Below are 22,774 nucleotides of genomic sequence, written 5' to 3' on the forward strand. Positions count from 1 at the left end.
GTACTCGTCCTTCCTAGACTGCAAAGGTTTTCTATCACGCTGAAAAGAAGACAAAAGGCTAAAATGAAGATCATTTTAGCCCTTTGTCAACAATTTGAAACAGACTGATACATTCAGTCTGTTTTTTGTAAGGATTGACAGACATAACACATTCTTGAATAATGATGGGATATAAAATGGTTTCAAGGAGCTTTGCCATGCGTATTTTTCTTCCAGTATTCAACTATGTGTGCATGCTGATCTTATCAGTTATCACAGCTACAAAGTCTATCTGTTTAGCTTATGCTCGGCCCTCATTTATTGGGTGCTCGATTCTGTCTTTTTGATGAAGAACAGATCATAGGAATGATACAAAAGCGCTCTATTAAAAGAAGCAGTTTGACGGCTGCATACACTTGTCTGTTCATGCATCATGGAGTGAAAGACACACATACATGCTCAATTTGAACGAGAACGCCCACCTCTTGAATGCGCAAGGAAAGTCGTTGAAGGACAGTCACCACAGCCTTTTTTTCTCATAGGCTATGGAGAAGACGCTAAAACGAGGTGGAAGAAATGGCCCAGTTGTATGCAAAAAGTTGCCTTGATCAAAATCTACGATCACTAGAAGAATGGAAGCAGGATGCTTTTACTCAATTTGGAGAGATGGTAGGAGATGAGGCAGATACATTCCCTTGTGTACCGGGAAGACAGGGGTTTTTTCTCGATCATTTACGCTATGGGTTTGTTGGTGATCCGAGGGAAGAGGAAGCGGTTGATGAATTAGCCCAGCTGCTGAGAGAATATCAAAGCTGTGCGAAAGAAACGGGTCAATATGCTTCATTTATTTGTTTTTTTGAAACACCGCAGGATTTAAAAGAAAGTTCGCTTGAAGAGTTTGAGCAGCAGTTTTGGTCACTGCTTCAACGACTGCACCAGAAAGATGAAGTGCCATGGCCTGAGGATATTCCACTAGATACTCATCATCATGAGTGGGAGTATTGCTTTCACGGGGAAGCGTATTTTATTTTGTGCTCCACACCGGCTCATAAGCTCAGAAAAAGCCGCCACTTCCCTTATGTCTTGATGGCATTTCAGCCTAGATGGGTGTTTGAGAAATTGAATGGATCGACCAAGTTTGGTCAAAAAATGAGCCAGCTCGTTCGCAAGCGGCTCAAAGCGTATGATGAGGTCAGCGTTCACCCATCATTAAAATGGTACGGTGATCCGACCAATCATGAATGGAAGCAATACTTTCTCCCAGATGAAGAGGCGGAGAAACCAGCCTCCGCCAAATGTCCTTTTACTGCATTAAAAAACATGATGAAATTATGATGCGGTCTGATCCTGCTGCTTCCACTTTTTTCTCATAAATAGCACCATGATGGCAATCACTGCAATGATCCCAAGGCTGATAAAAAAGCCAGGTCGTCCGCTTGCCTCTGTTAAAGTGCCTGAAATGGCGGCTCCAATCAAGAGAAGCGCAAGAATCATTTCGCACGTTTGGCGAGTGGATGGCTTTGATAGCTTTTTACTTGAGAACAGAATGAATACCCATGTGTACAGAAGGGTAAGACCGGCTGCTGTTGTGAGATGCTCGTAGATGTGTTTGGACAAAAAGAGTGCAAGCAAAATCGAGACAATTAATCCAGCAGCAGTTAAAATAATCGAAGGCCATCCGACATGAGATGGGTCTTTTTGTTTAAAACAAGCAGGTGCATCTTGATGCTCCGACATCGTGCCAAGCAGCGTCGTGACTGCATAGAGTGAGGCAACCAATGTCGAAAAGCCGGCAATAATGAAAATGCCATTAAAGATATGAAGAAAGATTGATAAATGAAATGGATCTAATGATGTAATAAATGGACTGCTGTTCTCGTTAAAGGCTGTTACTGGGACAAGCAAGAGAGCAAGTCCGATCGAGACGATATAGATAACCGCTAGAATGATCAGCATGACGCGTCCAGCCTTTGCCGCATCTTTCGGATCTTTTAAATGAACCGCCATCAGACCCATGACTTCAATTCCCCCAAATGCATAAAACGCGTAAATCAATCCATTCCAAAGACCAAGTGCACCGAGCGGCATCCATTCGTGATCTTTGTTTGGCAGATGCAGGGTCGGTTTATGATCTGTCAGAATGCCGAATAACACAAGCACCGCAAGGATCATAAACAGAAAAATCGCCGCTGTCTTCAGTACCGCAAGGACATTTTCTGTCTTTTGAAAAGAAGAAAGCCCTATGATAATCACGAGCAGGGCAAGAGCGGAGTAAATCGCAGAAAACACCCAGAGCGGAATAGATGGAAACCAGTGGCGGGTAAAAAGAGAAATCGCTGTTAACTGACTTCCCGTAATCAACATTTCTGCAAACCAATACACCCAGCCATTGCTAAACCCTGCCCAGCGTCCATATGCTTTACGAGCATAGGAACAAAATGACCCTTTATCAGGGTTATCGGCTGTCATCGCAGCCAAATGCTTAAAGACGAGATAGGTTCCGACCGCAGCAAGCAAAAAAGAAATGCAGACGGAAAAACCGGACTTTGTAATGGCAATGCTGGAACCAAGGAAGAAACCAGTGCCAATTGTACAGCCGACTCCGATGAGAGAAAGCTGCCACCAAGATAAAGTTTGTTCTTCTTTCAATGCATGTGCAACACCTTTCGATTTCAATGACATTAGCTTGTGACCGCCGTCTTTTTTTATACATGATCAAGGGGACGTTTTGGGCATACTGACATGGAAAGGAGTGCATGTGATGAACGGAGAATATGTCATTTTACCAAAGGATGGACACGGCTTTCGCTTAGGAAAAGGCCAATGTATGCGGGTCGTTGATATTGAAGGTCAGCAAGTAGCAGATGTCATGGCCTATCATGAAAAGGATTTTTATGAAAAATTTGACCAAGGCGCGACAATGGACAGCCTATTTTCGTCAAAAGTGAAAAAAGGGGATAAGCTCTATTCTAATTTATATAAACCGATGTTTACGGTCATTGAAGACACAGTCGAATGCCATGATTTATACATGCCCGCCTGCCGGCAAGAAATGTATCAGCTTTTATACGGACGGACGCATTTAGAGGTCATGCATACATGCTACGATAATTTGCGGACTGCCTTTGAGCCATTTGGGATTCCTAAGGAGGATATGTACTATCCTTTTAATGCCTTTATGAATACAGTCATTGATGAAAAAGGAAAACTGTCTGTGGAGCTCCCAAAATCTCTTCCCGGTGATTACATTCGTCTGCGAGCCGAAATGGATCTCATTGTGGCCGTATCCGCATGTCCCTCTGATATTGGGAAGTGTAATGGCGCAAGCTGTACATCTATACGGGTAGAAATTGATTGAAAAAAGAAAAGGGCCAGTCCATATAGACATGGTCTTTTTCTTTTGTGAATGTTTGATCATTAATGAAAGAGGGGAACGTCTAACAAAATGTTCTTCCTGAAAACATGGTATAATGAAGACTCAAAAAACGTTGTCAAACCAATGAATTCAGAGTAAAACCTGTTCTCTTCATGTAGAGGATGCTTAGGAGGAAAAGTGTATGAGTTTGCAGAAAAAGATCAGCCAAGAGTTGCATGTGCAGCCCTCAATTGACCCAAAGCAGGAGATCGAAAAGCGGGTTGGATTTCTAAAGGAATACTTGAAAAAAACTGGCGCAAAAGGATTCGTCCTCGGCATTAGCGGCGGACAGGATTCAACGCTCGCTGGCCGTCTTGCACAGCTGGCTGCATCTGAGCTGCGTCAAGAAGGAAAAGAAGAGGCAGTCTTTATTGCGGTGCGCCTCCCGCACGGTGTGCAGCAGGATGAAGATGATGCACAGCTCGCTTTATCATTTATTCAGCCGGACAAGTCGTGGAAATATGATATTGCGCCTGCCGTGACGGCATTCAGTGAACAATATCAAAAGGACACAGGCGGTCCGTTGTCTGACTTTAATAAAGGAAATGTCAAAGCACGCATGAGAATGATCGCGCAGTATGCTGTCGGAGGAGAAGAAGGATTGCTTGTCATCGGTACAGATCATGCAGCTGAAGCAGTAACCGGCTTCTTCACGAAGTATGGTGATGGCGGTGCAGATGTTCTTCCGCTCACAGGTCTGACGAAACGCCAAGGCCGGATGCTGCTAGAAGCGCTGCAAGCACCTGAGCGTCTATACTTAAAGAAACCGACAGCGGATCTGCTTGATGACAAACCTCAGCAAACGGATGAAACAGAACTTGGCATTACGTACAATGAAATTGATGATTACTTAGAAGGTAAGCCAGTGTCAGATCAAGCAGCAGAAGCGATTGAAAAGCGTTATGTTCAATCAGAGCATAAACGCCAAGTACCAGCTTCCATGTTTGATGACTGGTGGAAATAAGAAAATGCAAGAGACCTCTCCTTTGATGGAGAGGTTTTTGTCTTTATATTTTTCAAATTGCCTATCTTTTCGCGCGCCATTTATCATATAATAGATACATTATGTAGCATTCCTTGTCGTAAGGAGGACGTGTCACGAATATGAAAAACAATAGAGAAATCCCTGTGAGACAGCGAAATATTGTCCTCATTGGCTTTATGGGTGTTGGGAAAACAACCATTGGGCAGCTGGTTGCCAAAAAGCTATATAGAGATTTTATTGATGTGGATCAGGAGATTGAGAAAAAGTATAACATGACGATTCCTGAGATCTTTCAGCAAAAAGGAGAAGCATTCTTCAGGCAGGCTGAAAAAGATTATATCGTCGATTTATGTGAACATACGCAGCTAAAGATCGTTTCTCTTGGAGGCGGTGCATTCAAACAGGAAGAAATCAAACGCGCCTGCTTGAGGCATTGTACGGTTCTTTTCCTTGATTTATCTTGGGAGAATTGGAAACAGCGGCTTGATATTTTGATTGAAAACCGCCCTGTTCTTCACAACCGGACGATTGACGAGATGAAAGAGCTGTTTGAAGAGCGCCGGGAAATATATGCCCTTCATAACTCAAGAGTCGAAACAGATCATCTAGAAGCTGAGGAAGTCGCCAATTATATTGTGGACACACTCAAGCTTGGCTGGGATTTATACTCGAAATAAAAAAGTCTACCAACGAGGGTAGACTTTTTCTATAAGTTCAATTCTTCATTCCTTGAATGAGTGCAGCTTTTAAACAGAAGGAAATAGGCTGCTGCTGTGCATCGAATTGAAGTTGAAACAGCTGCTTTGTATCAGGGTCTGCGAATTGAAGATGGGAAACGATCTCTTTTTGAACATTCTCTGGTGTGCGTCCACGCATCATCCAGTCCTGATAATCAATTTGCAGATCCCAGTAACGCTTCTCTTTTTGAGTCAGTTGGTTGGCAGCGAAGAGCTCTTTCCATTCTGATAACGAGCTTTCTCGCACATGAGAAGGATCTCTGAGTCTATTTAAGTGATTAATGAATGAATCCTGTGCAGTGTTTTCGGGTGCGTAATGATCGACGAGCAGGAATGTGCCGCCTTTTTTTAAGACACGGCTGATTTCAGACATGGCTGCCGGCAGGTTTGTAAAGTGGTGAGCGGCAAATCGGCACGTCACGATGTCAAATGATTTATCAGCGAAGGGCAGTGCTTCTGCGGCTGCCCGCTCAAAAGTAATATGTTTCAGTTGGCGTTCTTCCGCAAGTGCTGCTGCAACCTCGATCATTTTTTGCGTGACATCAATGCCGATTCCTTTAGAAATGATATCTGAAAAGGAAAAAACGGTATGTCCTGCCCCACAGCCGATATCAAGTAAATGCTCGTGACCCTTCGTATTGGCTATTGCTTTCATCCATTCCAGCTCTTCTCCGGCTGCAAATATAGGTGAATCTCGATAGTTCTCGGCATTTTGTGAGAATTGGTTTTCGGCTTTAGCATATGGATTCATTTCTTCTCCCCCTTTGTTGTCTCTTTATCGTAAAATTCATTTTGTTATTTGTCTAAGACATAAAAGATATGACATGAATAGTTAAAACCTATGAGGTGATGAAAGTGGATATACGAATGATGGAATATGTCATGGAAGTGTACCGGCAGAAAAGTTTTACAAAAGCAGCGGATCAACTTCACATTGCACAGCCTTCTTTAAGCCAACAAATGAAGAAGCTGGAAGAGGAATTAGACACACCCCTCTTTATTCGAAAGTATGGACAAGTCACGCCCACACCTCAAGGGAGTCGATTCATTAAAAGGGCTGAGAACATTTTGAAGGAAAGAGATGATTTGCTGCGTGAAATGGGAGAAGCAGCTTATGAGGTGGGGAAAGAGCTGAACATTGGAGCGCCAGCAGTCACAGGGGGCTATGTCTTGCCCGGTTTATTAAAAACCTTTTGTCAAACGTATCCTCATGTTCACGTTCAACTAATAGAAGAATCACCTCGTGAGCTAGAAAAACTTCTATTGGCTGGAAAGCTGGATTTGGCTATTTTATCTATGCCTGTCGAGCATGAATCATTGAAAACGAAACACATGCTGACAGAGCCGCTTCTTCTCGCAGTTCCGCAAACTGCCCAGCCCTGGTCAACAGATGAATTGAACGAAATCATCAATCAAGCAGATCAGAAAGGGTCTGTTCCGTTTCGCCTTCTGGAAGACGCCGCATTTATTATGCTGAAAGAGGGATATGGCTTTCGGCAAGTGGTCATGGAACTATGTCTTCATCATGGTTTTCAGCCGAAGATTACCTTTGAAACAAGTCATATTCAAACAGCGCAGGCATTGGTCAAAAATGGACTAGGTGTGACAGTTGTGCCGAAAATGGTGGCACAAGAGGAAAGGAACGAAGTCACTTATTTGAAAATTGATTCATGCCCAACCCGCACTCTTGTGTTTGCATATGTGGAAGAAAGGTATTTAACGAAAGCCGCTCAAGCCCTAATGGACCTTTACCAGAATCAAGCTTAAACAAACGTTTAATTAAATGCAAAAAGCAGGGGAGCACCCTGCTTTCTAATAGATATCCAGACGCTGATCCGTCATCACAGGAATTTGCTGTCTCACTTCATCCACTAGCTGAAGATCAATTTCCGCATAATAAATGTCTTCCTCATGGCTTGTTTCAAGCAGAATACGGCCAAGTGGATCAATCACCATGGAGTGGCCAGGGAATTCAGTGTCTCTGCTTGTGCCTGTTCTGTTAACAGCAATCATAAATGACTGGTTCTCAATCGCTCTTGCGATGAGCAGGCTGCGCCAATGATCCACTCTTGCTGACGGCCATTGCGCCGTATTGATGAGCACTTTCGCTCCTTTGTTTACAAGTGTTCTGGAAAGCTGCGGAAAGCGAAGGTCGTAGCAGATCATCGCACCGATCTTCACATCCTCATCATAGTCAAATAAACCAAGCTGATCACCAGCGGTTAAATAGTTGTGCTCATCCATTAAGCGGAATAAGTGAATTTTATCATAATCCACTAAGAGCTCACCTTGGCGGTTAAAGACATACATCGTGTTGGTGATGTTGTCATCTTCTGTGCGCTTGTTCAATACACTTCCTGCGATGAGAACCACTTGGTGTTTGCGGGCAAAGGAAGAGAAGAGCTGTTTTGTGCGTTCACCGTTTACATCTGCAAGCTCCTCGGCTTGTTCAAGATCGTAACCGGTATTCCACATTTCGGGTAAAATGATCAGATCAGGCTGCTGACGGATGGCTTCTTCTAAAAACGCTTCTGCTTTTTGAAAGTTCACATCAGGTTCCCCAATTTGAACGTCCATTTGGACAAGAGCGATTTTCATACAGGTTCCTCCTTTATTCGATGGTGTAAATGTGAAAATCCATGAATGTCTATCGATTTGTTTTGCCTGAGAACATCTAGTTTTCAAGCCAGTTTCTTTATCATAAAGGTTTCAATCTTTTTTGCCAATAGAAATGTCAGAAGGTTTTGTCTTTTGTAGTGAAAATGACTTTCTAAGTCAAGAAAACAGTGATATGATACTCATAACTAATAAAACAAAGGGGGATAGTATGGTATGCAATTGTTCGATTTACCACTAGAAGAGCTAAAAGTATATAAACCGAAGAAAACAGCACGACCTGATTTCTCAGACTTTTGGAAGGCGTCGCTCGAAGAACTGCGCCAAGTGGAGGCAGAGCCAGCACTTGAACCTTATGACTATCCAGTGAAAGGCGTCAAGGTGTACCGCCTGACGTATCAAAGCTTTGGTCATTCTCGAATTGAAGGCTGGTATGCGGTACCAGATCAAACAGGTCCGCATCCAGCGCTCGTTCGTTTTCATGGCTATAATGCCAGCTATGACGGCGGCATTCACGACATCGTCAACTGGGCACTGCATGGCTATGCGACATTTGGTATGCTCGTCCGCGGTCAAGGCGGCAGTGAAGATAAGACAGTGACACCAGGCGGGCAGGCTTTGGGATGGATGACAAAAGGCATTTTATCGAAAGAGACCTACTATTATCGAGGTGTTTATTTAGATGCGGTTCGTGCACTCGATGTTATTCAGTCCTTTCCGGAAGTGGATGAACACCGTATCGGCGTGGTGGGTGGAAGCCAGGGAGGTGCACTGGCGGTTGCAGCTGCGGCACTTTCAGACATTCCAAAGGTCGTCGTGGCAGATTATCCTTACTTATCAAATTTCGAGCGTGCAGTGGATGTGGCATTGGAGCAGCCTTATTTAGAAATCAATTCATACTTTCGAAGAAACAGTGATCCAGAAGCGGAAGAAAAGGTATTTGAGACATTGAGCTACTTTGATTTGATCAATTTAGCCGAATGGGTGAAACAGCCCACATTGATGGCCATCGGTCTGATCGACCAAATCACCCCGCCATCTACTGTGTTTGCGGTATACAACCATTTAGAAACAGATAAAGATTTAAAGGTGTATCGCTACTTTGGACACGAGTACATCCCGGCTTTTCAAACAGAGAAGCTTGCCTTCTTACAAAAGCATTTAAGGATCTAAAAGAACAGAGGCCGCTCTAGGAGGGCCTCTTTTTTAATAGCTCGTATTCTGTCTCGTTTTTTCATCAGGCACTAACGCAGTGATAATCAGGGCAAGGGCAGTGATGATATGAAGAATGAATCCGAGAATCGGAATCCAAGCAAGGCAGGATGTGACAATTCCGATGATGCTTCCAATCATTGGTCCCTGGTCTCGCTTCGATAAGACGAGTGTGATAATATGCAGAATAAGCATGACCATGAGCGGTGAATAGCCATTGCTGATAACGAATAGACCTCCGATCACAGGGATGGCAAGGCAGGCTTCAAAAATCCCGGTGATCCATTTCATAATGCGAGATATAGACATCAGATCCAACTCCTTTTTTATATGTCTTATTCGTATTTTCCCAAAACGTGAAGAAGTCATGCAGAATTCTATAGAAAGAGTTGATGGATGTTGAGAGAGAGAATCAAGGAAGAGCTGAAAATCATCGAAGAAACGTATGACGTAAAGATTTGCCTCGCCGTTGAATCAGGCAGCAGGGCATGGGGATTTCCCTCGACTGATAGTGATTATGATGTTCGTTTTTTATATGTTCCCCGGAAAGAATGGTATTGGGCGATGGAAGAGCATCGTGATGTCATTGAACGGCCGATTGATGACGTGCTTGATATCAGCGGCTGGGAGCTTAGAAAGGCACTTCGCTTATTCAATAAATCAAATCCATCCATCATGGAATGGCTATCTTCTGACATCATCTATGCTGAATCTTTCTCTTTAGCAAAGCAGCTAAGAGAATTAAAGGATCGAGCGTTTTATCCTGCAGCATTGATGTATCATTACCTCAATATGGCGAAGCGGAATGAAAGCCGGCATTTACGAGGGGAGCAGGTGCGAATCAAGAAGTATTTCTATGTGCTTCGTCCGCTATTTGCCTGTCAGTGGATTGAACGCTACCGGACGGTTCCGCCGATGGACTTTCATGAACTGCTCGAGGAGCTAGTGGAGGAAGGCCCGCTTTTAACAGAAATTCACGAGCTGCTCAAACGTAAAATGGACGGAGAGGAAATGGATGTAGAGAACCGTCTCGCCTATGTCCATCCATTCATCGACAAAGAGCTGGCGCGTTTTGATGAATTGGTGAAAAGCTACAATCAGCCGAAAGACAATCTCACGCAAGAATTAAATGAGCTTTTGCAGTCTACCCTTGATGAGGTGTGGGCGTAGGAGGGAAGAGCCAGCCGGATAGCGGCAGGCTCTTTTTTATCTCTTATTGTGATAAAACCACAAAAAAAGTCAGAATTTTTGTCATCTTCAAATATTGTAGCGGACAGCTTATGAGCCTTACAATAAAGACATAGCTTACAAAGAGTGGGAGGTGCCCTTTATGGAGTCGGTCACAAGAAATTTCTTCTTGTTTTTGTCAAAGAGCAGTCTCTTGAACCATATTGCTCGTAATTGGGGAAGTGCTGTTGCATCTAAGAAAATCATCGGTGGGAAAGATTTTGAGAGCGCTATCTCTGTCATTAAACGATTAAATGATCAAGGAATGGCTGTAACAGTCGATCACCTTGGTGAGTTTGTCACAAAGGCAGAGATTGCAAATGAGCGGACGAATGAGTGTATTCAAACCATTCAGCGGATTGCTGAGGCGGGACTCAATTCCCACGTGTCACTCAAAATGACATCACTTGGCCTGGATATTGACGATGACCTTGTGTATCGCAATATGAAAAGCATTTTAGATACGGCAGAGAAACACCGTATCATGGTGACAATCGATATGGAGGATGAACAGCGCTGTCAAAAAACGCTGGACATTTTTAAAGAGATGAAATCTCAATATGAGTATGTCAGTACGGTCCTGCAGGCGTATTTGTACAGAACAGAAAAGGATCTTGATGACCTAAATGAGCTTCAGCCATTTTTAAGACTTGTAAAGGGTGCCTATAAGGAATCCGCCGAAGTGGCGTATCCAAACAAAAAAGACGTCGATCAGAATTATCAAAAGCTGATCGAAAAGCAATTACTCACAGGGAACTATACAGCCATTGCGACACATGACGATCAAATGATCGAGTTTACGAAAAATATTGTGAAAAAACACAATATACCGACAAGTCAGTTCGAATTTCAAATGCTGTATGGCATGAGGTCAGAAACGCAGCAGGCACTTGTGAAGGAAGGCTATCAAATGAGGGTCTATACCCCGTATGGACGAGAGTGGTATGGCTACTACATGAGACGTCTTGCAGAACGGCCGGCAAACATTGCCTTTGCTTTAAAAGGGATGACGAGAAAATAATTTGAAACGGGAGCGTGACAAAGATGACAACACCTTACAAACATGAACCATTCACGGATTTTAGCCAGGAAGAAAACCGCAAAGCGTTTGAACAAGCATTAGCAAAGGTAACAGAATCACTTGGTCAAACCTATCCACTCGTGATTAATGGAGAAAGAATCGAAACGAAAGACCAGATTATCTCGATCAATCCAGCGAAAAAGGATGAAGTCGTTGGAACCGTATCAAAGGCCGGAAAAGAAGAGGCAGAACAAGCGGTTCAGGCTGCGGCGAAAGCATTTGAAACTTGGCGCTATACGTCTCCAGAAGAAAGAGCCAGCGTCATCTTCCGTGCTGCGGCAAGCATTCGCCGTAAAAAGCATGAGTATTCAGCCCTTCTTGTCAAAGAAGCAGGTAAGCCTTGGAATGAAGCGGACGCAGATACAGCAGAAGCGATCGACTTCCTTGAATATTATGCTCGTCAAATGCTGGAGCTGGCGAAAGGCAAACCAGTGAACAGCCGCGAAGGAGAACACAATCAATACGTATACACACCAACTGGCGTGACACTCGTCATTCCGCCGTGGAACTTCTTGTTTGCCATTATGGCAGGAACTACAGTAGCACCAATCGTCACTGGGAATACAGTTGTCTTAAAACCAGCGAGTGCAACTCCTGTGATTGCGGCACGTTTTGTGGAAGAGCTTGAGCAAGCAGGTCTTCCAAAGGGTGTGGTGAACTTTGTACCAGGAAGCGGAGCAGAGGTCGGAGATTACTTAGTAGATCATCCGAAAACAAGCCTGATTACATTCACTGGCTCAAGAGAAGTAGGGACACGTATCTTTGAACGCGCGGCAAAAGTACAGCCAGGTCAGCAGCATTTAAAGCGCGTCATTGCTGAAATGGGCGGTAAAGATACAGTGGTTGTAGATGAGGATGCAGACGTCGAATTAGCGGCTAATGCCATTTTCACATCAGCCTTCGGTTTTTCAGGTCAGAAATGTTCGGCTGGATCTCGGGCTGTCGTCCACGAGAAGCTGTATGACCAAGTGGTCCAGCGAGTGAAGGAAATCACAGAAACAAAAACAACAGCGAATCCTCTTTCTGCGGATGTCTACATGGGACCTGTCATTGATCAAGCGTCCTTTGACAAGATCACGGATTATATCGAGGTGGGCAAGGAGGAAGGCCGCTTAGTGACTGGTGGAACGAGTGATGATTCGGAAGGATACTTCATTCACCCAACTATTTTTGCAGATCTTGAGCCAACATCTCGCTTGATGCAAGAAGAAATCTTCGGACCAGTCTTGGCCTTCTCGAAAGTGTCTAGCTTTGATGAGGCACTTGAAGTAGCCAACAACACGGAATATGGTTTGACAGGTGCTGTCATTACCAATAATCGTGATCACATCAACCGTGCGAAGCAGGAGTTCCATGTAGGGAATCTCTACTTTAACCGTAACTGCACAGGAGCCATCGTGGGATACCACCCATTTGGCGGATTCAAAATGTCAGGAACCGATTCAAAAGCAGGCGGTCCAGATTACCTAGCTCTACACATGCAGGCGAAAACGATTAGTGAAATGTTTTAAGATGGAAAAGCATGAACCTGTGCACACGGGTTCATGCTTTTTTTGCTTGTCTACGACTTGTTTCTATACAAATCTGACTGGAAAGAAGTATGATAAATGTATCACTTAATCAGGGAGCAATCAGGATGGAAGAGATATTAGAAAAGCTTCATACATTTTTTGATGTCGATAAGTTAATTGCATTTATTAGCGGGTATTTAAAAAAACCAGTCATTTTAGAAAGCACAGAGTGCCAGCTCCTTGCTTATAATTCTTACAGCATTCAGCAGTTTGACCCAGTCAACCAGCAAACGATTTTCTCAAAGGAATGTCCGGGGTCTGTAGTCGATTGGTTAAAGAAAACAGGGGTAATCGAGCGGCTTCACACGGATTCAAAGCCTTTTTATGTGAGCGGTCATGACGAGCTCGGATTTAATCGGCGGGTGGCTGTGAGCGCCAAGCATAAACAAGAAGTTGTGGGCTTTATTTGGGTGCAGGACATTGAGGATTCCCTCTCTCAGGAGGAGCTGCAATTTTTGCACGAAGCTTCCTTTCAAGTGGGAAAAGTGATTTATAAGAATAAGAAACAGCTGGAGAAAAAGGAAGGCAAGATTGAAGAATTTTTCAAAAAGGTCATGGATGATCATTTTTATACAGAAGAAGAACTGAAGTGGGAGGCTGAGAATTTAAGCATCCCGCTGCCGGCAGTATTTACTGTCATGGTCGTACATGCTGCCGATAACAAAAGTGAGACGGCAGAAGACGTGAAGGATGTCATTCGAACGTATTTGCAGCTAGAAGATAAGGTGAATCACGTATACTCCGTTCAAGCCGACATTGTCGTGATATTGGGCAGCTTGTCAGACCGGCACTCACCGAAAGCGACTGCGGCTGACGTCATCGCTCATCTGCAATCGAAAACGCATGCCCATCCTTCGCCGCTGTATATCGGGATGGGAAGAGAGTATCGAGATGTCATGAAAATGAGTACAAGTCGATTTGAAGCGATAGAGGTCGTGAAGGCTGTGAAAATTGTTGGGGGGCAAGAGCTGATTCCATATGATTACGAGAATCTGGGGGTTTTCCGGTTCTTAGACTCGATTTACAGCCATCAAAAAAAGAAAAATGATTTCAATCCAGATTTGTTACGTTTGAAGGAAAAAGACCGTGACAGCCAAACTTCTTTTTTAAAAACGCTTGAAGTCTACTTATTGAATAACTGCAAGCTAAAGCCTGCTGCAGAGCAGTTGTTTATTCATCAAAATACATTAAACTATCGAATGAAACAAATCTTTGATATGACCTCAATTGATTTAAGTCACTTCAGTCAGCGATGTGAGTTATTTATTGAATTGATGCTGATGAAAAAGGATCAATAGTCATCGAATCCGCAGGTGCCCGGGATCACCTGCGGGTTTTCATGTGAAAATGGCATACAACTGCTGCGTTTCGTTGTATGATAGGTAAGGATTTTATGAAAGGGGGGCCACCTTTGGGAGCAGTCACCTTGGCCATTTTGATTTTTATCCTGACCCTCGTCCTTGTCATTTGGCAGCCAGGACGTTTAACCATTGGATGGTCAGCATGTGGAGGCGCCATTCTTGCCCTTGTCTTTGGTGTCGTTCATCTGGGCGATGTGTGGGAAGTGACGCATATAGTATGGAACGCGACATTTGCGTTTATTGGCATCATTATTATTTCGTTAATTTTAGATGAAATTGGGTTTTTCGAATGGGCTGCACTGCATATGGCAAAAGCCGCAAGAGGGAACGGTGTCCGCATGTTTATTTATTTAACATTGCTCGGCGCTGTCGTGGCTGCTTTTTTTGCGAACGATGGAGCGGCACTGATTCTGACCCCGATCGTCTTGTCTGTGGTGAGAGCGTTAAAGCTGGATGAGCAGATGATCCTGCCTTTTGTGATGGCGAGCGGCTTTATTGCAGATACAACCTCCTTGCCATTTGTCATTAGTAACTTGGTCAATATCGTATCAGCCGACTATTTTCATATTGGGTTTCTAGAATATACAGCGAACATGTTCGTGCCAAACCTTGTGTCGCTTGGAGCGAGCATGATAGTGCTTTATGTGTTTTACCGGAAGCTCATCCCAAAAACATACGATCTGTCACAAGCGAAAGAGCCGGCATCAGCTATTCGAGATATCCGCATGTTCCGCTTGTCTTGGTATGTGCTTGGCTGTCTGCTTGTCGGTTATTTTGCAGGAGAACTCATTGGGATTCCGGTCTCCATCATTGTGGGCGGTATTGCCCTTGTCTTCTTGTGGCTGGCGAGAAGAAGTCCGCAAGTGGCGACAAAACGCGTCATAAAAGAAGCACCGTGGTCCATAGTCTTTTTCTCAATTGGCATGTATGTCGTCGTATATGGACTGAAGAATGTCGGTCTCACAGAAATATTGGCGGCATGGATCGAACAAGGCGCATCGCATGGCTTGCTTGCGGGAACGATGTTTATGGGCGTGCTTGCCGCAGTGCTGTCTTCTGTCATGAACAATCTGCCCACTGTGTTAATTGATGCGATTGCGATCGGTCATACAGATACAGCAGGCGTCATGAGAGACGGACTGATTTATGCCAATGTCATCGGCTCCAACCTTGGTCCGAAAATGACGCCAATCGGCTCATTGGCGACATTGCTGTGGCTTCATGTTCTCAAGAAAAAGGGCGTCCATATTTCTTGGGGTGCATACATGAAAGCCGGAATCATCCTGACCATCCCAACCTTGATCCTTACTTTACTAGGGTTATATGTGTGGTTATGGCTGATACATTAAAGCTAAATACAAAAGAGAGCAGATCCATGAGATCTGCTCTCCTTTATTACAGATATTTCGCATAGCGCTTTTCTAAAAAGTCTTGAAGCAATGAGACTACGCTGCAAATGCCCCAGTAAATGAGTGCGACCAAAATATACATGGTCATATAATCGAATTCGCGTCCACCTACAATTTTTGCTTGCTGGAAGAGCTCGGGTACAGTAATCATCGCAGCCAGTGAGGAGGCTTTGATTAAATCGAGCATGACATTGGTCAATGGCGGAAGTGCGATGCGGACAGATTGAGGTAAAATGACACCGCGCATCGTTTGCCAATAGCTGAGACCTAGTGACTTGGCAGCTTCCACCTGTCCACTCGGAACAGAGGAGAGAGCCGCCCGGTTGATTTCTGCAATATAGGCAGCGCTATTGAAGCTGAACCCAATAATGGCAGCAGTGACCGCTGTAAATTCAATCCCGATATAAGGGAATCCAAAATAAAGAATAAATAAAATCACCAGAATGGGCACGCCTCGCATGAATGAGATATACAGCCGTGCAGGCAGCCGAAGCATCCACGTGTTCGCCATTCTGGCAAGCGCAATAAAAAAGCCAAGAATTGTACCAAAAAACATGCTCACAAAGGAAATGAGCAGCGTCAGCCAGATGCCTTTCATGACAAATGGAAATGACGCCTTTGCCAGTGCAGGATTAAATATATATTCTAAATGAATATCTCCCACGATTGCGGCTCCTTATTTAGAAATGTCGACATCTTCGACATCAGCATCTATTTTCTTTGAGACGTCTGCATGATGAAAGAATTTTTCGGAAATCTTTTTCATGGTTCCGTCTTTTTTCATGTCTTTTAAGACACGATTTAATTCTTTTTGAAGCTCTGTGTTGTCTTTCTTCATCACAAAACCTTGTTCGTTTGGCATGTATTTTAAGTCAGGGTGAATCGTAATATTTAATTTCGGGAATGCAGCAAGAGCTAGTGTCTGCAAGTAATAATCATTTAGAATGACATCTGTACGACCATTAGCGACATCCTTTAAGTATTGCTCGTTTGTCGCATTATCATAAATGACTTCCTTCGCACCGTACTTGCGAGCGACATCCATGTAAATCGTTGTGGCAGCACCAGCTGCTTTCTTTCCTTTTAAATCTTTTAACGTTTTAATGCCAGACAAATCATCTTTTCGTACGATCGCCGTGCCATAGGAATATTTATAAGGAGTTGAAAAGGCAAACTTATCTTTTCTGTCATCTGTGATGTCAATGTCGTTTGCAGCGGCATCCACTTGACCAGAATTAATGGCGCTCAGCATGCCATCATAGCCCATTTCTTTAAATTCTACTTTCACATCAAGGCGTTTAAACGCTTCTTTGACCACTTCCACTTCATAACCAGTCAATTGATCCTTGCCATTAGATGTATCATGATATGACGTTGGATAAAGGGTGCCTGAAGTAGCAACCACGATTTTCCCTTTCTTTTGAATCTCATCCCACTTTGAATCTCCAGACTGAGAAGAGCTTGATTGACTGCAAGCAGACATGACAAGTATGAAAGCAGACACAACAAGCATCACCCATATCGATTTTCTATGATAAAAACGACTCATTTAAGAATCCTCCTCTATTTTTTATACAAAACAAAACATAGCACGCTTTTTCTGTTAGGACAACGTTTTCAGAAGAAAAGTGAAAAAGTAAGAATATTATGTGCAATTTGCGTGGTGAAATAATGTATAAAAAAGGAAGGTGCGTACAAAATAATTGCGAATAAAGGAGGGAATAACAATGATGAAAAAAGTAAGTGGCTTAATCATATTATCGATGATGCTGTTGCCTGGTTTTTATATGGAAACAGCTCATGGTGAAACACCCCAAATGGAAAAGCGTCCAGTAACGCATCAAGTAAAATTAACGACAGAACAACAAAAACAAATTGAAATGCTTGAGCAGCAAATTCTTTCTAAACGAAAAGAAGTGATTGAGAAATACGTTCAATATGGTGTGTTAACAAAGGAACAAGGTACACATATTACCAAACGAATGGATGAGCATTACAATCATTTGAAAAATAACGGATTCGTTCCATTGCTGAAAAAACCACAGCACCATCGACCATAATGATGAAACCGGCAGCGAGGTGCCGGTTTTTTATTATTTATGAATCTTTTCAGAAGGTGAGGCTTTCACCATCTTTAGGGACAAAAATGGATTGATCTGCATGATGCTCCTGAATGTAAGCTTTTAAAGAAGCTCTTGTTAGCAAGCAATGGTTCACTGCCTCAAGGTGACAAGCGACAATTTGTGCTTTTGGCTGAGAACGGTGAACGTCTAAAATATCTTCCTTCGTCATGGTAATCGGATCGCCTTCTAAAAATTGAGCAGCTCCGCTATTAACCACAATGACATCTGGCTTGCATGTATTGACAACCTCCTTCGGCTCATCACACCAAATGGTATCACCTGCAATGTAAAGGGTAGGTTCATCAGGGTGAGAGAAAACAAAACCGCTGACCTGTCCCATCCGCTTCGCAGTTTCTCCTGTCCCATGCTGTCCACCTGTCCGCTTAATATGAACACCGCAAATGTCTATTTCATCTTCAATGCATGTGACATGCTGGAAACCGGCTTCTTCAACTTCTTTTTTGTCATTCTCCGATTGCGTATAAATGGGCTGGTCTTGAGCTAATTTTTGTTTTGCCTCGTCATCAAAGTGATCCACGTGCAAATGAGTGAGTAAGACAGCATCTGGGTGTAACATGTTGTCTAAGTCAATGTTTACAGGCAGATCAACAATAGGATTGTTCAAATGTTGATTGGCTGTATGAGGAAACGGTGGATATGTTCCTTTTGCTGCTAAAAAGGGATCAATGAAGAAAGTTGCCTGACCATATTGAAGGTATAAAGTAGCATTCCGAATGAGCGTGATTTTCATGAAAAGGCCTCCTTTTTTTCTGATTAAGTTTACAGTATATTAAAAGAGTTCCATATGACAGAGGGTAATGAAAGTCTTTCAGCAGAAGGACTTGATTTTTGAAAGAGGTGAGCCAATGTTAGACCAAACCGATATGGATATATTAAAAGAGCTCTCTAAAAACAGCCGATTGACCATGAAAGCACTAGGTGAAAAAGTTCATTTAACCGGTCAAGCTGTTGCAAATCGTGTGTTAAAGCTTGAAGAAGAGGGTGTGATTGAAGCATATACCATTTCGATTGACTGGCGGACTCAAAAGACCATCCAAACATTTATGCAGCTCTATACCCGCAGTCATCATCACGAACCACTTCTGTCGTTTCTCGACCAACAGGAAGAGATCAAGAACTTGTTTAAAATAAGTGGTGAGGGCTGTTATATGGCTGAAGGCCATTTTTCCAGTCATGATGAACTGGATCTGTTTTTAACGGAGCTGACAAATTACGCAAATTATAAACTGTCTATTGCGGTTAAACGTCTCATTCATCAGTAATAGAAGAGACGCAGGAGGAAAAGGAACGATGAAAAAATTAATCAAAAATCAAGCTGAACCGATGACAAAGGAAAGAATCAAAGCAGACTTGGTTCAACTTGGTGTGAAAAAAGGCATGATTTTATGTGTTCACTCATCTTTATCATCTATCGGCTGGGTAAACGGAGGCGCTGTTGCTCTCATACAAGCATTGATGGAAACCTTATCAGAAGAGGGGACACTGATCATGCCGGCACAAACGTTAGAGCTTTCTGATCCCGCTGATTGGATCAATCCGCCTGTTCCTTTTTCGTGGTGGAAATCGATCAAAGAGACGATGCCTGCATTTGATCCAGCATACACGACGCCAACAGCAATGGGAAAGGTAGCGGAAACGTTTTGGAAATATCCAGGCGTGGTGAGAAGCAATCATCCTCATTTTTCATTCACAGCCTGGGGCAAAAGGAAACATGAGCTTCTGAAACACCACGCACTTTCTTTTGGATTAGGAGAACATTCGCCTCTAGCCCGCATGTATGATCTTCAGGCTCAGGTGCTGCTGATTGGTACGTCATTTGAGAGCCTGACAGCTTTCCATCTTGCTGAATATCGCATCCCTCAGCAAGACCTCATGACAAGAGGAGCTCCCATCTTAGAAAATGGTTGGAGGGTATGGAAAGAGTACCAAGATATTATCACAAGAGAAGAACTATTTGAGCAGATCGGTCGTGATTTTCTGCAATCAGGAGGCACTCATGATCACGGTCAAATCGGACTTGCCAGTTCATATTTATTGCCGGTGAGAGAATCAGTAGACTTTGCGGAAAAGTGGCTTGATTTGTACGATCAGTCGTGATCTACACAGTTTGGAAATTTATATGATAAAGGTCTTGATCAGGCTGCTGTGAGGTATAGCAGGTGAGCTGATAGTCTCCCTTTGGAATAGGGAAAGACAGCACCTGAGCCATGACGCTTGTGATATAAACTTGATCGCTTGCATGCGTAAAAGGCACTGTAACTGTTCTGTCAGCCGAGGCTGGGGGCATATCGCTATTTAAAGTTACAGTAATAGATGCTTTTCCGTTGTTGACCCCTTCAAAGGACACACCCTGATCTCCCATGGCGAATCCTTGAAGAATGTCATCATCTGACCAATCAATCACAGGTGGTGTTTTGCTTCCGGTGTATACGGTGATTTGGTGATAAGAGATAGATAGGGAATAGGCTTGGTTTAACTTATTCATTTAAAAAACTCCTTTATACATAGATTTTCGTTGGAATGTGAATGATTGAAAGAATGATTCTTGAAGAGAATGTTAGGCAGCAAGACGATTGTCGCCGTCTTGCGCTTCTATTTGAGGAATCTAGATGTGAAATTGCGAAACCATTGCTTTTAAATCTCCTGCTAAATGGGCAAGAGCTTCTGATGATGCTGTTACTTCTTCCATTGCGGCAAATTGTTCTTCTGTTAAACCGGCTACTTGCTGTGAATGTTCACTCGTTAGTTTAACGCCTTCTGTGATAGTGGCAAAGGATTGTTTCGCATCGTTTGTATAAGCTGCGATTTTTTGTGATGCACTAGATAAATGCTTGATGCCATCTGCCATTTCTCTCATTGACTGTTGAATATCAATAAATGATTCTTCTGTATGAGAAATAAGTACAGTCCCTTGAGCCGCTTCCTCTTTTACTCGTTTGATGGCATTCGTCGAATGAGTCATCTCTTTTTGGATTTCAGAAATGAGATGGGAAATCATATTTGATGATGCTTGAGATTCTTCAGCGAGCTTTCTCACTTCGTCTGCGACAACCGCAAAACCTTTTCCATGCTCGCCTGCTCGTGCTGCTTCAATTGCTGCGTTAAGAGCAAGCAGGTTTGTCTGATTAGCGATGTCTGTAATAACATTGGAAATATGATCAATTTCAGCTGAACGTGTTTCTAATGCTTTGAATGGCTGTCCCATTTTCCTCTATTGATTTTGCAATAGATGTCATTTGTGAGTTTACTACCCCAATATTCTGTACACCTTTTAGGGCCATTTCTTGTGCAATTGACTTCTTGAAGCCATTTGTTCCGCATTTTCCGTGATGTTTGCCAGCTCGTTAGATACTTGAATCATCGTGTGCTCACTTGTTGTCATTTGAGCAGATTGTTCTTCTGATGATTGAGCTACTTCTTGAATACTGTGGGTGATTTTTTCTGATGCTGCACTTGTTTCTTCTGCGCTAGCTGAAAGCTGCTCAGATGAGGTGGCCACTAATTCAGATGTGTTCATGACATTAAGAATGGTTTGATTTAATTTTTCCCGCATCTTATTGAAATGACCAGCCAGGTCAGACAGTTCATCGCCTGCCGTATTCGACACATTGATGGTTAAATTTCCTTCGCCGGCACTTTTAATGGCAGAAGCTATGCACTTGAGGCGTGACTGAAACCGCTTTGTGAAAATAGAAATAATGATAACTGCAACAATTAAACTTAACAACAGAACAATGACAAATTTATTATAGAATGACTGAAGCATTTGTGAAATCATGCTTTGATTGGCGCCCGTATAAAAAATACCAATCGTTTTGCCTGCTTCATTTTTGATCGGCATATAAGCCGTTTGATAGTCTTTCCCGGCAACATTTGCTGTGCCGTAATAGTTTTCTCCTTTATCTAATACAGTGGCCTTCACTTCAGGTGAGACTTCTGTACCGACAGCTCGTTTTCCGTTTAACATGACATTCGTCGCGACACGGGTATTCCCTTGGAAAATTGTGATGGTATCATCGGTATATTCAGCTAATTGGTCAACCAATGTATCATGATCATTGATTGGGGTATCCCCTTTATAAAGCTTGCCATCTTTTATCAGCCACGAGCCTGCCACTTTTTCATCTAGGTAGGCATAGCCTAGCTTTAATCACTTTTTGCTTTTTCAGTGGCCATGTGCTTGATGTTTTCTGTCATTTCACGATTCACCACATAACCAACAACTGCTGAAAAGATGATGAGGACACTTAAAAAGATCAGCAAAATTTTGGCACCAAGCCTCAGTTTCCCCTTTTTTTTTCATGCTTTTTGACTCCTTTAGGTATAAGGTAGGATAATCCTCCTTAAGGATTATCAGCATGAAAAAAATGTTTGAAATACCTGTATGCAGTTACGAGAAAATTTTTTTAGATAGAAAAGGGAAATGGCGTTAATCGATGATAAATTGTATTCTTGTGCCGTCAGGATCATCCGATAATTGATGACCGACCCATGAGCCTGCTCCCCTATTATCTGAAGGACTGATATATTTGACAGAAGCTCCTGTTCCTCCTTCCTTACACATCGCCATCGGCCATTCGTCCCGATCATACCCGCGCTTTGTTGGGATGCCATGAAGTGATTGGTCTCTCTGTTCATCGCTATGTTTACGGTCAATCGTACATACGGATGAATGGCCTTCATCAATTGCCTCTTCTATGTGCTTCGCGGTTTCTGGGTAACGATCTGATGGGAAGTGAATGGTTTTGTCATAAGATGAATTCGTCGTCTCTTGTTTACTTTGCTCCAGCTGAATATAGCCTGTTGCTACACCAACGACGATTAGTAAAAGCAAGAGAATGATTTTAAGAAGTTTCATAGATGCTAGCTCTCTTTCTTGTTTGCGTATTTTGTAAACAGAAGTATAGCAGAATTACTTACCAATTTCTCCTGGTTTTGAAAAAACGCCTTTTAAAGTTCGAAAAACGGTTTTTATCCGTTTTCTTGCTTTTCATATTTGTAAAAATTCATAAAAATTTTAATTTTGCTGGTCAAAAA

Annotated in this window: 25 protein-coding genes; 14 read left to right on the forward strand and 11 right to left on the reverse strand. The window is 43.0% G+C overall.

Going from position 1 to position 22,774, the window contains the following annotated elements; genetic code table 11:
• Window positions 1-555: 555 nt before the first annotated feature.
• Complete coding sequence (locus C6Y01_RS16230) at window positions 556-1,314, forward strand: YqcI/YcgG family protein (RefSeq protein WP_106038502.1); 759 nt, start codon at window positions 556-558, stop codon at window positions 1,312-1,314.
• Here the strand turns inward: C6Y01_RS16230 and C6Y01_RS16235 are convergent.
• A complete protein-coding gene (locus C6Y01_RS16235; protein WP_034664193.1) occupies window positions 1,309-2,661 on the reverse strand; it encodes an amino acid permease in 1,353 nt (450 codons plus the stop codon). The two genes, C6Y01_RS16230 and C6Y01_RS16235, sit on opposite strands and share 6 nt — an antisense overlap.
• 79 nt (window positions 2,662-2,740) lie before the next feature.
• Between C6Y01_RS16235 and C6Y01_RS16240 the strand changes: the two genes are divergently transcribed.
• The 3 genes from C6Y01_RS16240 (at window position 2,741) to C6Y01_RS16250 (ending at window position 5,056) form a co-directional block, all read left to right on the forward strand.
• Window positions 2,741-3,337, forward strand: coding sequence for a DUF1989 domain-containing protein (locus tag C6Y01_RS16240; RefSeq protein ID WP_034664192.1), 597 nt, complete (start codon window positions 2,741-2,743; stop codon window positions 3,335-3,337).
• A 199-nt stretch (window positions 3,338-3,536) separates the two neighbouring features.
• The gene (gene nadE, locus C6Y01_RS16245) at window positions 3,537-4,358 is read left to right on the forward strand and encodes an ammonia-dependent NAD(+) synthetase (RefSeq protein ID WP_034664190.1); all 822 of its coding nucleotides are present in this window, start codon (window positions 3,537-3,539) and stop codon (window positions 4,356-4,358) included.
• Window positions 4,359-4,498: 140 nt separating this feature from the next.
• Entirely contained in the window at window positions 4,499-5,056 is a 558-nt protein-coding gene (locus C6Y01_RS16250) for a shikimate kinase (protein ID WP_034664188.1), read from the forward strand.
• Between the two features lie 37 nt (window positions 5,057-5,093).
• On the opposite strand, the gene C6Y01_RS16255 is transcribed toward C6Y01_RS16250, so the two are convergent.
• Window positions 5,094-5,867, reverse strand: coding sequence for a class I SAM-dependent methyltransferase (locus C6Y01_RS16255; RefSeq protein WP_034664185.1), 774 nt, complete (start codon window positions 5,865-5,867; stop codon window positions 5,094-5,096).
• Between the two features lie 116 nt (window positions 5,868-5,983).
• Between C6Y01_RS16255 and C6Y01_RS16260 the strand changes: the two genes are divergently transcribed.
• On the forward strand, window positions 5,984-6,883 hold the full coding sequence (locus C6Y01_RS16260; protein ID WP_034664183.1) for a LysR family transcriptional regulator: 900 nt from the start codon (window positions 5,984-5,986) through the stop codon (window positions 6,881-6,883).
• Between the two features lie 45 nt (window positions 6,884-6,928).
• Here the strand turns inward: C6Y01_RS16260 and C6Y01_RS16265 are convergent, their stop codons facing one another.
• Entirely contained in the window at window positions 6,929-7,714 is a 786-nt protein-coding gene (locus tag C6Y01_RS16265) for a carbon-nitrogen family hydrolase (protein WP_034664181.1), read from the reverse strand.
• Window positions 7,715-7,948: 234 nt separating this feature from the next.
• Here C6Y01_RS16265 and C6Y01_RS16270 point away from each other — a divergent pair, with 234 nt between their 5' ends.
• Window positions 7,949-8,905 (forward strand): acetylxylan esterase, encoded by a 957-nt coding sequence (locus tag C6Y01_RS16270; protein ID WP_034664179.1) that lies wholly within the window; start codon window positions 7,949-7,951, stop codon window positions 8,903-8,905.
• A gap of 33 nt (window positions 8,906-8,938) precedes the next feature.
• On the opposite strand, the gene C6Y01_RS16275 is transcribed toward C6Y01_RS16270, so the two are convergent.
• Window positions 8,939-9,253: a hypothetical protein gene (locus C6Y01_RS16275; RefSeq protein WP_012008865.1), complete on the reverse strand. Its 315-nt coding sequence runs from the start codon at window positions 9,251-9,253 to the stop codon at window positions 8,939-8,941.
• A 90-nt stretch (window positions 9,254-9,343) separates the two neighbouring features.
• Between C6Y01_RS16275 and C6Y01_RS16280 the strand changes: the two genes are divergently transcribed.
• The 5 genes from C6Y01_RS16280 (at window position 9,344) to C6Y01_RS16300 (ending at window position 15,533) form a co-directional block, all read left to right on the forward strand.
• On the forward strand, window positions 9,344-10,114 hold the full coding sequence (locus tag C6Y01_RS16280; RefSeq protein WP_095285952.1) for a nucleotidyltransferase domain-containing protein: 771 nt from the start codon (window positions 9,344-9,346) through the stop codon (window positions 10,112-10,114).
• Between the two features lie 160 nt (window positions 10,115-10,274).
• Entirely contained in the window at window positions 10,275-11,192 is a 918-nt protein-coding gene (locus C6Y01_RS16285) for a proline dehydrogenase family protein (RefSeq protein WP_034664177.1), read from the forward strand.
• Between the two features lie 23 nt (window positions 11,193-11,215).
• Window positions 11,216-12,763, forward strand: a complete 1,548-nt coding sequence (pruA, locus tag C6Y01_RS16290) for an L-glutamate gamma-semialdehyde dehydrogenase (protein ID WP_034664174.1) — start codon at window positions 11,216-11,218, stop codon at window positions 12,761-12,763.
• A gap of 125 nt (window positions 12,764-12,888) precedes the next feature.
• Window positions 12,889-14,121: a PucR family transcriptional regulator gene (locus C6Y01_RS16295; RefSeq protein WP_034664173.1), complete on the forward strand. Its 1,233-nt coding sequence runs from the start codon at window positions 12,889-12,891 to the stop codon at window positions 14,119-14,121.
• A gap of 113 nt (window positions 14,122-14,234) precedes the next feature.
• Window positions 14,235-15,533 (forward strand): arsenic transporter, encoded by a 1,299-nt coding sequence (locus tag C6Y01_RS16300; RefSeq protein ID WP_106038503.1) that lies wholly within the window; start codon window positions 14,235-14,237, stop codon window positions 15,531-15,533.
• Between the two features lie 46 nt (window positions 15,534-15,579).
• Here C6Y01_RS16300 and C6Y01_RS16305 read toward each other — a convergent pair whose 3' ends face one another.
• Entirely contained in the window at window positions 15,580-16,257 is a 678-nt protein-coding gene (locus C6Y01_RS16305) for an amino acid ABC transporter permease (RefSeq protein WP_034664171.1), read from the reverse strand.
• 12 nt (window positions 16,258-16,269) lie between these two features.
• The gene (locus C6Y01_RS16310; protein WP_034664168.1) at window positions 16,270-17,142 is read right to left on the reverse strand and encodes a transporter substrate-binding domain-containing protein; all 873 of its coding nucleotides are present in this window, start codon (window positions 17,140-17,142) and stop codon (window positions 16,270-16,272) included.
• Between the two features lie 181 nt (window positions 17,143-17,323).
• Between C6Y01_RS16310 and C6Y01_RS16315 the strand changes: the two genes are divergently transcribed.
• Window positions 17,324-17,653: a YckD family protein gene (locus tag C6Y01_RS16315; RefSeq protein ID WP_106038535.1), complete on the forward strand. Its 330-nt coding sequence runs from the start codon at window positions 17,324-17,326 to the stop codon at window positions 17,651-17,653.
• Window positions 17,654-17,702: 49 nt separating this feature from the next.
• Here C6Y01_RS16315 and C6Y01_RS16320 read toward each other — a convergent pair whose 3' ends face one another.
• A complete protein-coding gene (locus C6Y01_RS16320; protein WP_106038504.1) occupies window positions 17,703-18,467 on the reverse strand; it encodes an MBL fold metallo-hydrolase in 765 nt (254 codons plus the stop codon).
• Window positions 18,468-18,582: 115 nt separating this feature from the next.
• Between C6Y01_RS16320 and C6Y01_RS16325 the strand changes: the two genes are divergently transcribed.
• Complete coding sequence (locus C6Y01_RS16325) at window positions 18,583-18,999, forward strand: Lrp/AsnC family transcriptional regulator (RefSeq protein WP_034664465.1); 417 nt, start codon at window positions 18,583-18,585, stop codon at window positions 18,997-18,999.
• A 28-nt stretch (window positions 19,000-19,027) separates the two neighbouring features.
• Window positions 19,028-19,834 carry an AAC(3) family N-acetyltransferase gene (locus C6Y01_RS16330; protein ID WP_034664163.1) on the forward strand — a complete coding sequence of 269 codons (807 nt, stop codon included), beginning with the start codon at window positions 19,028-19,030 and terminating at the stop codon, window positions 19,832-19,834.
• A 1-nt stretch (window position 19,835) separates the two neighbouring features.
• Here the strand turns inward: C6Y01_RS16330 and C6Y01_RS16335 are convergent, their stop codons facing one another.
• The 4 genes from C6Y01_RS16335 to C6Y01_RS16345 all read right to left on the reverse strand — a co-directional run bounded on the left by C6Y01_RS16335 (window position 19,836) and on the right by C6Y01_RS16345 (window position 22,595).
• Window positions 19,836-20,222 carry a competence protein ComJ gene (locus C6Y01_RS16335; RefSeq protein ID WP_106038505.1) on the reverse strand — a complete coding sequence of 129 codons (387 nt, stop codon included), beginning with the start codon at window positions 20,220-20,222 and terminating at the stop codon, window positions 19,836-19,838.
• 120 nt (window positions 20,223-20,342) lie between these two features.
• Window positions 20,343-20,942, reverse strand: a complete 600-nt coding sequence (locus C6Y01_RS19445) for a methyl-accepting chemotaxis protein (protein WP_268496294.1) — start codon at window positions 20,940-20,942, stop codon at window positions 20,343-20,345.
• A 66-nt stretch (window positions 20,943-21,008) separates the two neighbouring features.
• Complete coding sequence (locus C6Y01_RS19450) at window positions 21,009-21,854, reverse strand: methyl-accepting chemotaxis protein (protein ID WP_411266059.1); 846 nt, start codon at window positions 21,852-21,854, stop codon at window positions 21,009-21,011.
• A gap of 312 nt (window positions 21,855-22,166) precedes the next feature.
• Window positions 22,167-22,595: a NucA/NucB deoxyribonuclease domain-containing protein gene (locus tag C6Y01_RS16345; protein WP_034664156.1), complete on the reverse strand. Its 429-nt coding sequence runs from the start codon at window positions 22,593-22,595 to the stop codon at window positions 22,167-22,169.
• Window positions 22,596-22,774 lie beyond the last annotated feature (179 nt).

The sequence above is a fragment of the Bacillus sp. NMCC46 genome (assembly GCF_002998465.1).
GTDB lineage: Bacteria > Bacillota > Bacilli > Bacillales > Bacillaceae > Bacillus.

Excerpts from the sequence above, each read along its gene's own strand:
- C6Y01_RS16235 (WP_034664193.1), bottom strand. The coding sequence starts at position 2,661 with ATGTCATTGAAATCGAAAGGTGTTGCACATGCATTGAAAGAAGAACAA.
- C6Y01_RS16315 (WP_106038535.1), top strand. The coding sequence starts at position 17,324 with ATGAAAAAAGTAAGTGGCTTAATCATATTATCGATGATGCTGTTGCCT.
- C6Y01_RS16240 (WP_034664192.1), top strand. The coding sequence starts at position 2,741 with ATGAACGGAGAATATGTCATTTTACCAAAGGATGGACACGGCTTTCGC.
- C6Y01_RS16335 (WP_106038505.1), bottom strand. The coding sequence starts at position 20,222 with ATGAATAAGTTAAACCAAGCCTATTCCCTATCTATCTCTTATCACCAA.
- C6Y01_RS16295 (WP_034664173.1), top strand. The coding sequence starts at position 12,889 with ATGGAAGAGATATTAGAAAAGCTTCATACATTTTTTGATGTCGATAAG.
- C6Y01_RS16310 (WP_034664168.1), bottom strand. The coding sequence starts at position 17,142 with ATGAGTCGTTTTTATCATAGAAAATCGATATGGGTGATGCTTGTTGTG.
- C6Y01_RS16270 (WP_034664179.1), top strand. The coding sequence starts at position 7,949 with ATGCAATTGTTCGATTTACCACTAGAAGAGCTAAAAGTATATAAACCG.
- C6Y01_RS16320 (WP_106038504.1), bottom strand. The coding sequence starts at position 18,467 with ATGAAAATCACGCTCATTCGGAATGCTACTTTATACCTTCAATATGGT.
- C6Y01_RS16325 (WP_034664465.1), top strand. The coding sequence starts at position 18,583 with ATGTTAGACCAAACCGATATGGATATATTAAAAGAGCTCTCTAAAAAC.
- C6Y01_RS16275 (WP_012008865.1), bottom strand. The coding sequence starts at position 9,253 with ATGTCTATATCTCGCATTATGAAATGGATCACCGGGATTTTTGAAGCC.
- C6Y01_RS19445 (WP_268496294.1), bottom strand. The coding sequence starts at position 20,942 with ATGGGACAGCCATTCAAAGCATTAGAAACACGTTCAGCTGAAATTGAT.
- C6Y01_RS16330 (WP_034664163.1), top strand. The coding sequence starts at position 19,028 with ATGAAAAAATTAATCAAAAATCAAGCTGAACCGATGACAAAGGAAAGA.
- C6Y01_RS16345 (WP_034664156.1), bottom strand. The coding sequence starts at position 22,595 with ATGAAACTTCTTAAAATCATTCTCTTGCTTTTACTAATCGTCGTTGGT.
- C6Y01_RS16255 (WP_034664185.1), bottom strand. The coding sequence starts at position 5,867 with ATGAATCCATATGCTAAAGCCGAAAACCAATTCTCACAAAATGCCGAG.
- C6Y01_RS16230 (WP_106038502.1), top strand. The coding sequence starts at position 556 with ATGGCCCAGTTGTATGCAAAAAGTTGCCTTGATCAAAATCTACGATCA.
- C6Y01_RS16260 (WP_034664183.1), top strand. The coding sequence starts at position 5,984 with ATGATGGAATATGTCATGGAAGTGTACCGGCAGAAAAGTTTTACAAAA.
- pruA (WP_034664174.1), top strand. The coding sequence starts at position 11,216 with ATGACAACACCTTACAAACATGAACCATTCACGGATTTTAGCCAGGAA.
- C6Y01_RS16285 (WP_034664177.1), top strand. The coding sequence starts at position 10,275 with ATGGAGTCGGTCACAAGAAATTTCTTCTTGTTTTTGTCAAAGAGCAGT.
- C6Y01_RS16265 (WP_034664181.1), bottom strand. The coding sequence starts at position 7,714 with ATGAAAATCGCTCTTGTCCAAATGGACGTTCAAATTGGGGAACCTGAT.
- C6Y01_RS16250 (WP_034664188.1), top strand. The coding sequence starts at position 4,499 with ATGAAAAACAATAGAGAAATCCCTGTGAGACAGCGAAATATTGTCCTC.
- nadE (WP_034664190.1), top strand. The coding sequence starts at position 3,537 with ATGAGTTTGCAGAAAAAGATCAGCCAAGAGTTGCATGTGCAGCCCTCA.